At 75.2% G+C, this 15,291-nt stretch carries 8 protein-coding genes; 5 read left to right on the top strand and 3 right to left on the bottom strand.

Annotated features, from left to right (window positions below; translation table 11 throughout):
- Positions 1 to 714: 714 nt before the first annotated feature.
- From WDV06_RS03605 to WDV06_RS03615, 3 genes are all read right to left on the bottom strand, one after another.
- The gene (locus tag WDV06_RS03605) at positions 715 to 2,451 is read right to left on the bottom strand and encodes a M16 family metallopeptidase (RefSeq protein ID WP_395508115.1); all 1,737 of its coding nucleotides are present in this window, start codon (positions 2,449 to 2,451) and stop codon (positions 715 to 717) included.
- An 11-nt stretch (positions 2,452 to 2,462) separates the two neighbouring features.
- Positions 2,463 to 3,431, bottom strand: a complete 969-nt coding sequence (locus WDV06_RS03610) for a hypothetical protein (RefSeq protein ID WP_395508116.1) — start codon at positions 3,429 to 3,431, stop codon at positions 2,463 to 2,465.
- A 75-nt stretch (positions 3,432 to 3,506) separates the two neighbouring features.
- Positions 3,507 to 4,736 (bottom strand): nucleotide sugar dehydrogenase, encoded by a 1,230-nt coding sequence (locus WDV06_RS03615; RefSeq protein WP_395508117.1) that lies wholly within the window; start codon positions 4,734 to 4,736, stop codon positions 3,507 to 3,509.
- 253 nt (positions 4,737 to 4,989) lie between these two features.
- Between WDV06_RS03615 and WDV06_RS03620 the strand changes: the two genes are divergently transcribed.
- The 5 genes from WDV06_RS03620 to WDV06_RS03640 all read left to right on the top strand — a co-directional run bounded on the left by WDV06_RS03620 (position 4,990) and on the right by WDV06_RS03640 (position 15,256).
- Complete coding sequence (locus WDV06_RS03620; protein WP_395508118.1) at positions 4,990 to 6,696, top strand: glycerol-3-phosphate dehydrogenase/oxidase; 1,707 nt, start codon at positions 4,990 to 4,992, stop codon at positions 6,694 to 6,696.
- 149 nt (positions 6,697 to 6,845) lie between these two features.
- Positions 6,846 to 9,161, top strand: coding sequence for a serine/threonine-protein kinase (locus WDV06_RS03625; RefSeq protein ID WP_395508119.1), 2,316 nt, complete (start codon positions 6,846 to 6,848; stop codon positions 9,159 to 9,161).
- Positions 9,162 to 9,253: 92 nt separating this feature from the next.
- A complete protein-coding gene (locus WDV06_RS03630; protein ID WP_395508120.1) occupies positions 9,254 to 11,761 on the top strand; it encodes a protein kinase in 2,508 nt (835 codons plus the stop codon).
- A gap of 114 nt (positions 11,762 to 11,875) precedes the next feature.
- Positions 11,876 to 13,498 carry a serine/threonine-protein kinase gene (locus WDV06_RS03635; protein WP_395508121.1) on the top strand — a complete coding sequence of 541 codons (1,623 nt, stop codon included), beginning with the start codon at positions 11,876 to 11,878 and terminating at the stop codon, positions 13,496 to 13,498.
- A 126-nt stretch (positions 13,499 to 13,624) separates the two neighbouring features.
- Positions 13,625 to 15,256 (top strand): succinic semialdehyde dehydrogenase, encoded by a 1,632-nt coding sequence (locus WDV06_RS03640; protein ID WP_395508122.1) that lies wholly within the window; start codon positions 13,625 to 13,627, stop codon positions 15,254 to 15,256.
- Positions 15,257 to 15,291 lie beyond the last annotated feature (35 nt).

A 15,291-nucleotide genomic window follows, 5' to 3' on the forward strand; every position in this document is an offset into this window, starting at 1 on the left:
GCCGCCTCGTGCGGTGCGCGGGCGCCGCCTCGCCGGCGTGGCGTCGGAGAGGCGGCGCCTCCGGGCGACCGGCCGGGGCGGGCCGGGCCGGGGCGGACGGTGGAGCCGGTGCGCCTCCCGGAGGCCGCCCCGGGGCCCGGCACCCGCAGTCGCGCGGCCGGGGCCGGGCGGGGGTCCCGGCGCCGCACGCCGCCCGCAGGGCGCGACCCGCCCGGTGGGCACGCCATGCGGCGCCGATGCGCGACGCCGGTACCGCGGTGGCGGCCGGCCTCGACCCGCTGCGCTTCCGCGCTCCGGCCGGCAGCCCGTGCGCCGGCGGCCATGCGCAGCGGAGGGGCGCCAACGACCGTACGTGCACCGCCACTTGACGGGCCCGTCCAGCCGCTGGCTTGATTGGGAGCGCTCCCACTCTCCCTCTCCCGCCCAGGAAGGCTCCACCCGTGCCTCCTCTCACCCCCGCGCGCGGCGTGCCCCCCCGCGCGGCCGCCGTACTCCTCGGCATCGCACTGGCCGTCGGCGGCCCGGCCGCGACCGCCCTGACCGCACCGGGGGGGGGGGGGGGCGGCCCCCCCCCGCGCCCCCCCCCCCCCCCCCCCCCCCCCCCCCCCCCCCCCCCGCCCCCCCCCCCCCCCCCCCCGCCGCCCCCCCGTCCGGCCCCCGCGCCCCCGCGGGGGCCCCCCCCCCGCGGGGGGGCCCCCCCCCCTCCGGCGTACCTCAGCCGAGTCCGCGTTGCCGGCGGCGCAGCAGGACGCCCCACGGGATCAGGATCACCGCCGCGAAGACGCAGATGACGGCCAGGCCCACCCAGTCGTCGGAGGTCTGGGCGTCCGGCTCGGAGAGGGCGGCGAGGACGCCGATGGCCGCGAAGGCGCCGGACAGCAGCGCGGGTATCCCGAGCAGCCAGAGGACCGCGGTGAGCCAGGCCTTGCGGGGCTGCGGTCCCTTCGGCGCGCCCGCTTCCGCCGGGCGGGGCCGCGGGATGCGGGCGGGGTCGCGGGGCGGCATGCGGACCACGGCGGTGGGCGGGACGCCGGCGTCGACGGGGGCCAGCTCGGCCGCCGTGATCCCGAACAGGGTCGGCTCGACCGCGATGCTGAAGCCGTCGTGGCCGATGAGGTGGCGCGCGCCGTCCGGGTAGACCTGCATCAGGGAGCACTCGGCGTACCGGACGGTGAGGTGGCCGTTCGGGCGGACCAGGCTGATTCCGTCGCCCGCGACGAGCAGGCTGGTCCTGCGGTCGTCCAGCGCGGAGTAGCGCCGTCCGGTGACCAGGTCGGTTGACTGCGTGGGGGCCTCGGTGAGCCCCGCCCAGTCCACGCCCCGGCCCGGGACCTGCATCAGGGCGTTCGCCCACACTTCGCGCGCGACCCGCTGGAGGTCGGCGACGGTGACGGCCTCGATCTCCGCCCGCGACTCGGCGTAGCTGAGGGAGGGGTGGCGCAGCAGCAGGTTCATCGCCTCGGAGGGGAGCTTGGCCACGGCCGGCTCCGGATGGTCGAACTGGCTCAGCACGGAGGTGCGTACGGCCGCCAGGTCGGCCTGCTCGATGCGGCCGGCGCGGAGCGTGGCGAGGACGTCGATGAAAGCGCCGATCATCGCGTCCTGCTTCTCGGGCAGGGCGTCGGCGTACGCGGTGACGGTCGCCCAGTCGGTGTCGCGCGGGCTGTAGTCGGCGGCCGCGGTGTAGGAGTAGCCGCCCTTCTGGCGCAGTGCGCGGAAGAGCTCCTTGCCGAGGAGTTCGGCGAACAGGCTGCCCGCGGTCGAGCGGGGGATGACGGAGGTCAGGACGGCCACGCCGTCGGGGCCCTGGAAGTAGGCGGGCGTGGCGGGCAGGGCGGAGGTGGGCTGCGGCGCGGGGCGCCACTGGCCGGTGGGGAGGGTGAGGTCGAGCCCCTCGGGGAGGGTGTCGCTGGTGATCCACAGGACGGCGTTCTCGGCGGTGAACCAGGTGGCGGCCCAGTCGTGGACGTCGGCGGGGGTGAGGCCCGGCAGTCCGGTCTCGGCGTAGCTGGTCAGGCCGTAGCTCCGGGAGCCGTAGCGCCACAGGGGCATGTCGTGCGCGGGGCCCTGGGAGCGGTGGGCGGCCTCGGTGCGCAGGATCTCCTTCTCGGTCGCCAGCCGGTGCAGGGGCAGGTTGCGCAGGGCGGCGCAGACGCCGTTGAGGTACTCGACCACGTCGGCGGGGGTGCCGGTGACGTGGAAGTGGGTGTAGGCGGAGGCGGTCGCCCCGTTGTAGTGCAGGTCGCCCAGCCCGTGCTGGTGGAGGGCGAGGTGCTCGACGAGGTGGGTGACGCCGCTGGTGGCGAGGGTCTCGTCGGCGCGGCCGACGCGGAAGAGCAGGCCTGCGGTCACGGGACCGGAACCGGGTGCGAGGACGGTCCGGATGCCGTCGACGGTGGTGTGGGTGACGCCGTCTTCGGTGACGTGCCGCGGCGGGGTGTCGGTGGTCATGGTGGTCTTCCTCAGCCCTTGGCCAGGGCGTTCTTGCGGTGGCGGGCGAAGGCGGCCGAGTGGTCCGCGTCGACGTAGCCCCAGGGGAACTCGGTGGCGCGGTCGCCGAGGGCGCGGAAGTGCGGGGCGGCGTCGGCGGGGCGGCCCGCCGCGCTGTGGGCGGCGGCGAAGGCGTTGTGGGCGCCGACGTACTGGAAGGCGCCGGTGCGGGCGGCCGGGTGCAGGACCGAGCGGGCGGCGGCCTCCCGCAGCGCGGTGTGCCGTTCGGGCTCGCGCAGGTACGTTTCGGCGGCGCGGGTGTTCTGGTCCCGCTCGATCTCCAGGTACCGCTCCAGCTGGACGATGGCGACCAGCGCCCCCTGCGGGCCGCCCTCGGGTGCGGCTTCGGCGCAGGCGCGGGCGAAGCCCTCGGCCTCCTCCCAGCTGCCGCTCCACTTCGGGCAGAGCTGCTGGAGCAGCTGGGACTGGCCGGAGTAGTGGTGGGGGTGGTGTTCGGCGAGGCGCTCGTAGCGGCGCCGGGCCTCGCCCTGGCCCAGTTCCAGCCCGCGGGCGGTGGTGACGCGCAGGTACCAGGCGAGGGCGTACGCCGGGTACTCGGCGCAGACGTCGATGAGCAGGACCTCCGCCCGCCGCAGGTGGGCGTGGAAGGAGTCGAACTGCTGCCGGCTCACGTGCTCGGCGCGCGCGCCGCTGCGGATGTTCCAGCCGGTCCGGATCAGGTGGTGGGCGTACAGGGTGCGGAAGAGCGGCTCGCCGGGCCGGCCGGCCGAGGCCTCGCGGAGGAAGTCCCCGCAGTCGGCGGTCTCGGCCACGGTCCAGGAGGCGAGGGCGCGGTCGTCCTCGTCGGTGAGCGCGTCGAAGGCGGCGGCGACGGCCCCGGCGTCGCGGAGCCGGACTGCCGAGCGCAGTGCGGCCAGGTCCCGGAAGTACTCGGCGGGTTCGGTGAGCGGCCGGTGGCCCGGCGGCGTGAGAGCAGACACGCGGCGGATCATATGACCGGCGCAGCGGATTCCGACAGGGGTTCCGGGGAGCCGGTCCGGGAGGGAAGTACCTGCTCAGAGGCGGTGGGCCGCGCCCGCTGGGCTGGCGCCCCGGGTGTCGAGGAGGAGCTGGGCCTTCACCGCCAGGCCCTGCATGTCGTACGTGCGGTGGTGCTGGAGGAGGATCGTCAGGTCGGCGTTGGCCGCGGCCTCGTAGAGGGAGTCGGCGCGGGGGACGGGCCGGTCGCGGACCCGCCAGCCCGGGATGTACGGGTCGTGGTAGCTGATCAGGGCGCCCAGGTCGAGGAGGCGGCTGGCGATCTCCGGGGCGGGTGAGCCCTCCTGGTCCGGGAGGTCCGGCTTGTAGGTGACGCCCAGGAGGAGGACGCGGGCGCCGCGGGCGGACTTGCCGTGCTCGTTCAGCAGGGTGGCGCAGCGCTGGATCACGTACTGCGGCATCCGGTCGTTGATCTCCTGCGCCAGGCCGACCATGCGCAGGGGGTGGCCGGGTGTGCGGGTGGTGTGGGGGAGGTAGTTCGGGTCCAGGGGGACGCCGTGGCCGCCGACGCCGGGGCCGGGGCGGAAGGCCTGGAACCCGTACGGCTTGGTCTCGGCGCAGCGGATGACGTCCCAGAGGTCGACGCCGAGGTCGTGGCAGAGGACCGCCATCTCGTTCATGAGGGCGATGTTCACATGCCGGTAGTTGGTTTCCAGGAGCTGGACGGTCTCGGCCTCGCGCAGTCCGCGGGCCCGGACGACCTTCTCGGTGAGGCGGGCGTAGAAGGCGTGGGCGGACTCGGTGCAGGCGGGGGTGAGGCCGCCGATGACCTTGGGGGTGTTGGCGATGGTGTGGGTCCGGTTGCCGGGGTCGAGGCGGCTGGGGGAGTAGGCCAGGTGGAAGTCGCGGCCGGCGCGCAGGCCGGAGCCCTCTTCGAGAATGGGCCGCAGGTAGTCCTCGGTGACCCCGGGGTGGGCGGCGGATTCCAGGATCACGGTGGTGTGCGGCCGCAGGCGGGCGGCGAGGGTGCGGCCGGCCGTGCCGACGGCGCCGAGGTCGAGCGCCCGGTCGGGGCCGAGCTGGGTGGGGGCGCAGATGACGGCGGTGCGGACCCGGCCGAGTTCGGCGGGGTTGGTGGTGACCCGGAAGCCGGCCGCCGACATGCGTCGGATCTCGGCGGCGGTGAGGGGGCTGTCCGTCGCGGGGCCGCTGTCGTAGCCGACGGTCTCGATCCCGGCGGCGACGGCCGCCTGGGCGAGGGGGAGGCCGAGGTGGCCGAGTCCGATGACGGCGAGATCTGCGGGCATGGGGGGCCGTCCCTTCCCTTCCCTGGCATGCATGAGGGGGCGGTGCGCGCAAGTCCTGTGGACGAATGGAGCTGGCGCAATGTCAGACTAGGCGTATATATGACAGATATGTCGCATTGTGGGGTTGTGGCCACCCTGTGTTGTCCACAGCCGGTGGCTGATGTCGGTGCGGCCGGTCAGAATCGGAAATCGGGAGATGTGAGCGGGATCACCCGCACCGAGCGGGATCGGCCCGCACCAACGGGAGGCAGCCGTGAGGACAGCGACACTGGGGCCCGCGCAGCGCGCGGAAGCCCTCGCCGGCATGGCCGAGCGGGAACTGGACGTGCTGGTCGTCGGCGCGGGGGTGGTGGGTGCGGGCACCGCGCTCGACGCGGTGACCAGGGGCCTGTCGACCGGGCTGGTGGAGGCGCGGGACTGGGCGTCGGGCACGTCGAGCCGCTCCAGCAAGCTCGTCCACGGCGGCCTGCGGTATCTGGAGATGCTCGACTTCGCCCTGGTCCGTGAGGCCCTCAAGGAGCGCGGACTGCTGCTGGAGCGCCTCGCCCCGCACCTGGTGAAGCCGGTGCCGTTCCTCTACCCGCTCCGGCACAAGGTGTGGGAACGGTTCTACGCGGGCTCGGGCGTGGCCCTGTACGACGCGATGTCGGTCTCCAGCGGGCACGGGCGCGGCCTGCCCACCCACCGCCACCTGTCGCGCAAGCGGGCACTGCGGATCGCGCCGGCCCTGCGCAAGGACGCCCTGGTGGGCGCCCTCCAGTACTACGACGCCCAGATGGACGACGCCCGCTACGTGACGACGCTGGTCCGGACGGCCGCCGCCTACGGGGCGCACTGCGCCAACGGGGCGAAGGTGATCGGCTTCCTGCGCGAGGGCGAACGGGTGGTCGGGGCCCGGGTGCGGGACGTGGAGGGCGGCGGGGAGTACGAGATCCGCGCCAAACAGGTGGTGAACGCCACCGGGGTGTGGACGGACGACACCCAGGCGCTGATCGGGGAGCGCGGACAGTTCCACGTGCGCGCGTCCAAGGGGATCCACCTCGTGGTGCCGAAGGACCGGATCCACTCGAACAGCGGCCTGATCCTGCGGACCGAGAAGTCGGTGCTGTTCGTGATCCCGTGGGGCCGGCACTGGATCGTCGGCACCACGGACACGGACTGGGACCTGGACAAGGCGCACCCGGCGGCGTCGAGCGCCGACATCGACTACCTGCTGGAGCACGTCAACTCGGTGCTGGCGGTGCCGCTGACCCGGGACGACGTCCAGGGGGTGTACGCGGGCCTGCGGCCGCTGCTGGCGGGCGAGTCGGACGCCACGAGCAAGCTCTCCCGCGAGCACACGGTGGCCCATCCGGTGCCGGGGCTGGTGGTGGTGGCCGGCGGCAAGTACACGACGTACCGGGTCATGGCCAAGGACGCCGTCGACGAGGCGGTGCACGGGCTGGACCAGCGGGTGGCCCAGTGCGTCACGGAGGACGTGCCGCTGGTGGGCGCGGAGGGCTACCGGGCCCTGTGGAACGGCCGGGCCCGGATCGCCGTGCGGACCGGGCTGCACGTGGTGCGGGTGGAGCACCTGCTGAACCGGTACGGATCCCTGACGGAGGAACTGCTCGCCCTGATCGCGGACGACCCCGCGCTGGGGGAGCCGCTGACCGGGGCGGAGGACTACCTGCGGGCGGAGGTCGTCTACGGCGCGTCGCACGAGGGCGCCCGGCATCTGGACGACGTCCTGACCCGGCGGACCAGGATCTCGATCGAGACCTTCGACCGGGGGACGCGGTCGGCGCGCGAGTGCGCGGAACTGATGGCTCCGGTGCTGGGGTGGGACAAGAGGCAGATCGAGAACGAAGTGGAGCACTACGAGAAGCGGGTGCAGGCGGAACGCGAATCCCAGCGCCAGCCGGACGACCAGACGGCAGACGCGGCACGGCTCGGAGCGCCCGACATCGTGCCGTTGTGACTCCGGATCCGGAAGGGGGAACCGCCGGACCCGGGGCTCCCGTCCGATGCGGAGTGAGCAACAATGAGGTTTCTGCCGGGGTGGGTTACCTTGCCCCCGGTGGCTGCCGGGGGCAGCCGGGGCAGGCTGCACGATCGCAGAGGGGACGCATGTCGAAGCCGGAGCACACCGAGTCGCCTGCCGAGGCGCCTGCCGGGCCGCCTGCCGGCACGCCTGCGGCGAAGCCCGAGGGTGCGGGTGCCTCCGGGGGCGGAGGAGCCGCCAAGTCGCCCGCCGGGCCCGATTCTGACGCCGTGCGGGCCGGCTCCACCGAAGCGGCGGAAGGGGGGCGGTCCGCCGCGTCCGTGCCCCGGCCGAGGTCCGCCACGTCCGCGTCCGAGGAGCCCGAGGACGCGCCGCCCGTCGCGGACAAGGCTCCTGACGCCGCGACGGACATACCCCCCGCGGCGCAGCCGAAGGCGGAGACCGCGCCCGCCGGGCCGTCCCCGTCCGGGAAGCGGGCCGCGGCCGGGAAGGGCGCTTCGGCGGCGCGGGACGAGGACGGCGCGTCCGGCGCGGACCCGGAGGGCCCCGCCGACGGAGAGCGCAGGGGGCGGTTGCTCGCGGGCCGCTACCGGCTCGGGGCCGTGCTCGGCAAGGGCGGCATGGGCACCGTGTGGCGGGCCGAGGACGAGGTGCTCGGCCGGACCGTCGCCGTCAAGGAACTCCGCTTCAGCAGCGGCGTCGACGAGGACGAGAAGCGCCGCCTCATCACCCGCACCCTTCGCGAGGCCAAGGCCATCGCCCGCATCCGCAACGAGGGCGCGGTCACCGTCTACGACGTCGTCGACGAAGACGCCCGGCCCTGGATCGTCATGGAGCTCATCGAGGGCCCCTCCCTCGCCGAGTTCGTCCGCGAGAACGGCCCCCTGACCCCGCGCCGCGCCGCCGAGGTCGGCCTCGCCGTGCTCGACGTCCTGCGCGCCGCGCACCGCCAGGGCATCCTGCACCGCGACGTGAAGCCCTCCAACGTGCTCATCGCCGCCAGCGGCCGCGTCGTCCTCACCGACTTCGGCATCGCCCAGGTCGAGGGCGACCCCTCCATCACCTCCACCGGCATGCTCGTCGGCGCCCCCTCGTACATCTCCCCCGAGCGCGCCCGCGGGTACAAGCCCGGCCCGCCCGCCGACATGTGGTCCCTCGGCGGACTCCTGTACGCCGCCGTCGAGGGGGTGCCCCCGTACGACAAGGGTTCCGCGCTCGCCACCCTCACCGCGGTGATGACCGAGGCCGTCGACCCGCCGAAGAACGCCGGTCCGGCGCTGACGGAGGTCATCTACGGGCTGCTGGTCAAGGACCCGGCGCTGCGGCTCGACGAGGACCGCGCCCGGTCGATGCTCACCGCCGTGATCAACGCCCCCGAGCCCGCGCCGGTGCCCGAGCCCGTCCCGGCCGTCGAGGAGACCCGGCCGATCTCCCTCACCAAGGCCGAGACGGAGGCGGACAAGGCCGCCGAGAAGGCGGCGAGGAAGGAGCGCGAGCGCCGCGAGCGCGAGCAGCGCGACCGTGCGCGCGCCGCGCTGAAGGCCACCCGCAAGGCGGCGGCGGCCCAGGCCGCGGCCGCCTCCGCCGCCGAGGCCCCGCAGCGGCCCTCGACGGTGGCCCCGGCGTCCCTCACCGACGTGATGCCGCGCCGCACCATCGCCCTCGCCATAGCCGGCGTGCTCGTGGTCCTGGCGGTCATCGGCTCGCTCATCGCCTACGCGGTCAGCGGCCAGGACGACGAGGGCGGCCGGAAGAACGAGGGCAAGGGCGGCGCCACCCCGTCGGCCTCCGCCGCCCGGTCCCCGGGCAACTCGCCGGCCGCGTCACAGGTTTCCTCGCCCGCGCCGACCCCGGCCGGGGTCGCGAGCCCGGGCCCGGCCGCGTCCGGCGCGAGCCCCGGGGCCGACCCCGCCCAGAACCAGGGCCAGGGCCAGAGCCAGGGCCAGGGCGCCAGCCCGGGCGGCTCCGGCTCCGGCGGCGCACTGCCCGCCGGGTTCACCAAGGTGACGGACCTGAGCTTCCAGTTCGCCATGGCGATGCCCGAGGGCTTCCACCAGACGGGCATCGCCGGCGACAACTCGGGTGCGATATACAGCCGCTCCGGCGGCTACCCCCGCATCCAGGTCGACCACACCAACACCCCGGGCCGCGACGCCCGCGCCGCCTGGGCCGAGATGGTCCCGGGCCTGTCCGGCAGCAGCAGGAACTACCACCAGATCCGCCTCGAACCCGTCGAGTACCGCGGCTACCCGACCGTCGCGGACCTGGAGTTCGAGCGCGAGGAGCAGGGGATGAAGGTCCGCGTGCTGGACCGCGGCTTCAGGGCGGACGCCAGGAACGGCTACGCCATCATGATCAGCTGCCCGGCCGACCAGTGGGACGGCCCCGAATGCACGCAGATCCGCAACACCGCCTTCGACACCTTCCAGCAGTTGGGCTGACGGCCCTCGCAAGCCCGGGACGCGGGCGGCCCCGGCGACGTATCGTGTCAGCGGGTGCCCCGGGGGGACCCACCGCACTCGGGGGAGGCGATGTGGAGGACTACGCCGGCCGGATCCTGGCCGACCGCTACCGTCTGCCGTTGCCGCCGTCCGACGCGTACGAGCTGGTGGAGACCCGCGCCTTCGACACCCGCACCGGGCAGGAGGTCCTCGTCCGGCACGTGCCGCTGCCCGAGGTCGTGGACGCCGAACTGCTCGACGGGACCCGTGCGGCACCGGCCGCCACCGGGGAACTCCCCGCGGTGCGGCGGGCGATCGCCGCCGCACAGGCCGCCGCGTCCGTACCGGACCATCCGCGCCTCGACCAGGTCTTCGACGTGTTCGCCGAGGACGGCTCGCTGTGGATAGTGAGCGAACTCGTCCCCGCCAGGCCGCTGGCCGCGCTGATCGCCGACGAACCGCTGAACCCCTACCGGGCGGCGGAGGTCGCCTCGGACGTGCTGACCGCGCTGCGGGTGCTGCACGCGCACGGCTGGACGCACCGCAACATCACCGTCCGCACGGTCCTGATATGCGAGGACGGCCGGGTCGTCCTCACCGGGCTCGCGGCCGGAGCCGCCGAGGACGCCCTGTGCGGCTACGACCCCGTCCCGGAAGAGGAGCCCGGCGACGGCGGCGGTACGGGCCCCGCCGCGCCCTGGGAGGCACCGCCCCACGGCCCCGGCGGACGGGAACCCGCGTACGCCCCGCTCGTGGCGCCCGGGTACGACACCGGGCCGCGCCACTCCGACCACGTCCTCCCCGAGCCGGCCCCGCCCGCCGCACCCCCCGAGGCGGCCCCGCCGGCCCCGTCCGGGCCCCCCGCCCGGCCCGCCGGGACCCGTGACGACGCCCTGGCCGCCGCCCGCGCCGGGACCATCGCCGCCTACCGGGCCGGCTCCCGGGCCGCCGCCGAGAAGGTGGCCCAGGAGCGCGGGGCGCGGGGGCCGGTGGTCGTCCCGAAGCTCCCGCCGACCGGGGCCAACCTGCCCCAGGAGTACGCGTACCCCTACGGCGGTCCGGACACCGCCGCCACCCCCTGGCACGGCGCCGCCCCCCGCCGCCCGGCGGACCCCGACCAGCCGCCGCAACCGCGGCCGGAGCCCCGGCAGCCGGAGGGGAGCCCCTCCCCGCCCGAGCCCCCCGCCGAGCCGCACCGCCCCGCGCTGCCGGCGGCCCTCACCCTCCCGCAGGGGTACCACCAGGCCGACCCCCCGGCGCCCGCCGCCCGCCCGGGCGAGGGCCGGGAGCGGCCCGGCAGCGGCGGCTCCGGGGGGAACCCGTCCGAGACCACCGCCGCGCTGCCCGTCGTCCCGCGGAGCCCCGCCGCCGGGGCCTGGGGCGGCAGCCCCGGACAGGGCGGCGGCGGGCCCCGGACCGGGCTCGACGCGGAGCGGGCCCGGCAGACCCGGATGGCCGTCGTCGGGGCCGTCACCGAGCGCTGGGCCCCCGAACAGGGCGGCCCCGTCCACGGCGGTCCCTGGCAGCTGGCCGCGCCCGTCGGCCCCGCCACCGACCTCTGGGCCCTCGGCGCCCTGCTGTACCGGGCCGTCCAGGGCCACGCCCCGTACCCGGAGGAGAGCGTCGCGGAGCTCGTGGACATGGTCTGCGCCGAGCCCCCCGCCTTCGCCGAGGAATGCGGGCCGCTGCGCCCCGTGGTGGAGTCCCTGCTGCGCCAGGACCCGACCGAGCGGCCCGACTTCGAGGAGCTGCGCGGCTGGCTGCGCTCACTGGTCCGCTCCGCCCCCGAACCCGAGGGCGACTTCGTCTTCCCGCTCCCGGAGCCGGACCCCGCCCGCCTGCCCGAGGTGCGCCGGCGCGGGGAACTGCACGGCCGCCACCGCAACCCCGACGCCCCCCGCACGCCGCGTTCCCTCGGCCGGACCCTGCTGGTCGGGGTCCTGGCGCTGCTCGCGGCCGGGGTGGGGTACGCGATGCTGTTCCTGCCGGGCTCCGACGACCAGGAGGCCGGCCGGTCCCAGCAGCACACGGCCGCCCAGAGCCCGGCGCCCCCCTCCTCGGCCCCGTCCGGCACCCGGAAGCCCCCGCAGCAGTCGCCGTCCCCGGCCGCCCCGCCCTCCGGCGGCCAGCCGCCCGCGCAGCAGGCCCCCGACGGCTACACCCTCCAGCAGGACCCCGCGCACTTCACGATCGCCGTGCCCAACGGCTGGGAGCGCCAGTCCCTCAACGAGGCCGGCCAGGTGCGCTACACCCAGGGCCAGTTCACCCTCATCGTGGTCCCGGGCCGGGACCGCGTCGAGGGCGGCTCCCCGGACCCGCTCGGCTACCAGAAGGACAAGGAGGCGGAGCTGGCCCCGTACCGCAACTCCACCTGGGCCTCCGGCGGCGACGTGAAGTCCACCCGGGTGGGACAGCAGCTGCGGGTGACCGGCCGCTACACCTGGATCGACGCGGCCGGCCGCTCCCTGTTCGCCCGCAACTTCGTCGTCGCGCTCGGCGGCGGCTACCACGTGGTCATGGTCACGGGTCCGGAGGACAACCAGGACAAGGTCACGGACGTCTTCGACAAGGCCACGGCCAGTTACCAGGCCGGAGGCTGACGGCCGATCAGTACGGCGATTGCGTCACAGTGCTGTCTCACGGGCCCCGCCCGGTTCCGGCACCGCCCGCAGGCTCCGTAATCTGGCCCGGAGTGCACAGAGCGGCGGGAATTCGTGGAACAGCAGACAGGGGCGGGCGCGGTGCTCGCGGGCCGGTACCGGCTCGTGGAGCCCATCGGCAGCGGCGGCATGGGCAAGGTGTGGCGCGCCCATGACCAGCTGCTGCACAGGACGGTCGCGGTCAAGGAGCTGACGGCGGCCCTGTACGTGGCCCAGGCCGACCGGGAGGTCCTGTACGCCCGCACCCAGAAGGAGGCCCGGGCCGCGGCCCGGATCCAGCACCCGGCGGTCGTCACCGTGCACGACGTCCTGGAGCACGACGACCGGCCGTGGATCGTCATGGAGCACATCGACGGACCCTCCCTGGCCGAGGCCGCCAAGGCCGCCGGCCGGATCGAGCCGCGCGAGGCGGCCCGGATCGGCCTGCACGTGCTGGGCGCGCTGCGGGCCGCGCACGCGGTGGGCGTGATGCACCGGGACGTGAAGCCGGGCAACGTGCTGCTCGCCAAGGACGGCCGGGTGCTGCTCACCGACTTCGGGATCGCGGCGATCGAGGGCGACTCGTCCATCACCCGTACGGGTGAACTCGTCGGCTCCATCGACTACCTCGCCCCCGAGCGGGTCACCGGCGGTGCGCCCGACCCCTCCTCCGACCTGTGGTCGCTGGGCGCGACCCTGTACACGGCCGTCGAGGCCCGCTCCCCCTTCCGCCGGACCTCGCCGATCTCCAGCCTCCAGGCCGTGGTGAACGACGAGCCACCGGTCCCGCGCCAGGCCGGCGCGCTGGGCCCCGTCATCACCGCGCTGCTGCGCAAGGACCCGGCCGAGCGCCCGTCGGCCGCCGAGGCCGAGCGGATGCTGATCGAGGCGATGGAGGGCCGCGAGCCCAGGGCGGCCCATGCGTACGTGCCGACCCGCGCCGTGACCGCCGAGGAGCGTGCCACCGCCCAGGAGTCCGCCGCCCCGGCGCCGGAGCCCGCCCCCGCCCGGGCGGCGGCCACCGTCCCCACCGAGCGGCCCCCGGCGCCCGCCGTGCGCCCGCCGGGCCGGCTGCGGCGGATCGCGGTGGTGGCCCTCGTCGCGGCGCTGGTCGGCGGCGGCACGATGTTCGGGGTGCTGAAGTTCACCGGCGGGGACGAGGACAAGGGCGGCTCCGACGGCTCCGACAAGGGCACGAGTACCGCAGGCGGCCCGTCCGGGCAGAAGGCCGCCGCCCCGCCGGCGGGCTGGACCAAGGTCACGGACCCGGTGGGCGGCTTCACGCTGTTCGTCCCGGAGGGCTGGACGCGCCAGGCGGACGGCGACCAGATCGACTACACCGGGGACAACGGCAAGCACTACATCCGGATCGCCGCCGACCCCACCCCGGACTACCCCAACCCGTACACGCACCTGCTCGACCTGGAGAAGCAGGTGGCGAAGCGGACGGACTACAAGCGGCAGAAGCTCAACCCGAACACCTTCCGGGAGACCACCCAGGCCGTGCTCTGGGACTTCACGTGGACCGAGAAGGGGGTGCACGCCGGACCGCGCCGGGCCATCGAGCAGATGTACGTCGACCGGAACGGCACCGAGTACGCGATCTACATGACGGGCCCCGCCGAGGACTGGGCCACCACCCGCCAGCGGTTCGACACCGTCCTCAGCGGTTGGGAGCCGGCGCCGAGGAAGGGCTGACCGGGGACCGGGAGCACGGCCCGGGGACGCCCCTCCGGTCATCACGCCAGCGATTACTGGCAGACTTGGCAAAATCCGGTTACCCACGGGTACCCAAAGGCCCCGGGGCGGAATACGCTCACCGCCATGACGGACTCGAAGGCTGCCGCCGCCCCCCTCCGCTCCGCACCCCGGCCCACCAACCCGGTCGCCCCGGCTCCGGCGGGCGCCCGTACCGCCGCCGACGTGGTGACACCCGCCCTCGTCACCCGCCTCACCCGCGGAGTCATCGGCTCCGGCAGCACCGCCAACCACACCCCCTTCACCGGGGCCAAGCTGGCGGACCTCCCCGAGGCCACCCCCGAGGACGTGGCCGAGGCCTTCGCCAGGGCCCGCGCCGCCCAGCCCGCCTGGGCCGCGCTCCCCGTACGGCAGCGCGCCGCCGTCCTGCTGCGCTTCCACGACCTGGTCCTCGCCCGTCAGTCCGAGGTCCTCGACCTCATCCAGCTGGAGACCGGCAAGGCCCGCCTGCACGCCCACGAAGAGGTCCAGGCCGTCGCCGTCGCCGCCCGCCACTACGGCCGCAAGGCCCCTTCCTACCTGCGCCCCAAGGGCCACACGGGCGCCATGCCGACCCTGACCAAGGTCACCGAGCTGCGCCAGCCGCGCGGCGTCGTCGGCCAGATAGCCCCCTGGAACTACCCCCTCGAACTCTCCGTCGGCGACGCCCTGCCCGCCTTCGTCTCGGGCAACGCCGTCGTCATGAAGCCCGACACCGAGACCGCGCTGACCGCCCTGTGGGCCCGCGACCTGCTGATCGAGGCCGGGCTGCCGGCCGAGGTCTTCCAGATCGTCCTCGGCGAGGGCCCCGTCGTCGGCCCCGAGGTGGTCCGGCACGCCGACTACGTCTCCTTCACCGGCTCCACCCGCACCGGCCGCGAGGTCGCCCAGGGCGCCGCCGCCCGCCTCGTCGGCGTCTCCCTCGAACTCGGCGGCAAGAACGCCATGCTCGTCCTGCACGACGCCGACGTGGAGAAGGCCGCCGCCGGAGCCGTCCGCGCCTGCTTCTCCTCCGCCGGCCAGCTGTGCATCTCCATCGAGCGGCTCTACGTCCACGTCTCCGTCGCCGACGCCTTCGTCGAGCGCTTCGCCGCCCGCACCAAGGCCATGCGGCTCGGCGCCTCCCTCGCCTACGGCGCCGACATGGGCTCCCTCGTCGGCGAACGGCAGCTGGAGACCGTGCGGCGGCACGTCGACGAGGCCGTCGCCAAGGGCGCCACCCTCGTCGCCGGCGGCACGGCCCGCCCCGACATCGGCCCGCTCTTCTACGAGCCCACGATCCTCGACGGGGTCGAGTCCCCCATGGCGGTCTGCGCCGAGGAGACGTTCGGCCCGGTCGTCTCCATCTACCGCTTCACCGACGAGGACGAGGCCATCGCCCAGGCCAACGCCACCTCCTACGGCCTCAACTCCAGCGTCTGGACCAAGGACGCCCGCCGCGGCCACGCCGTCGCCGCCCGCCTGCGCACGGGCACCGTCAACATCAACGACGGCTACGCCCCCGCCTACGGCAGCGCCCAGGCCCCCATGGGCGGCATGAAGGACTCCGGGCTCGGCCGCCGGCACGGCTCCGAGGGCATCCTCAAGTACACCGAGGCGCAGACCGTGGCCCACCAGCGGCTGCTGCCGATGGCGCCCTCGCTGGGCATGGACGACGCGCGGTACGCCGCGTTCATGACCCGCAGTCTCAAGGTCCTCAAGGCGCTCCGCTTCCGCTAGACCACCACCGCAGCACCCCAGGGCACCAGGCACGA

The organism is Streptomyces racemochromogenes (genome assembly GCF_044129415.1).
Classification (GTDB): Bacteria; Actinomycetota; Actinomycetes; order Streptomycetales; family Streptomycetaceae; genus Streptomyces; species Streptomyces racemochromogenes_A.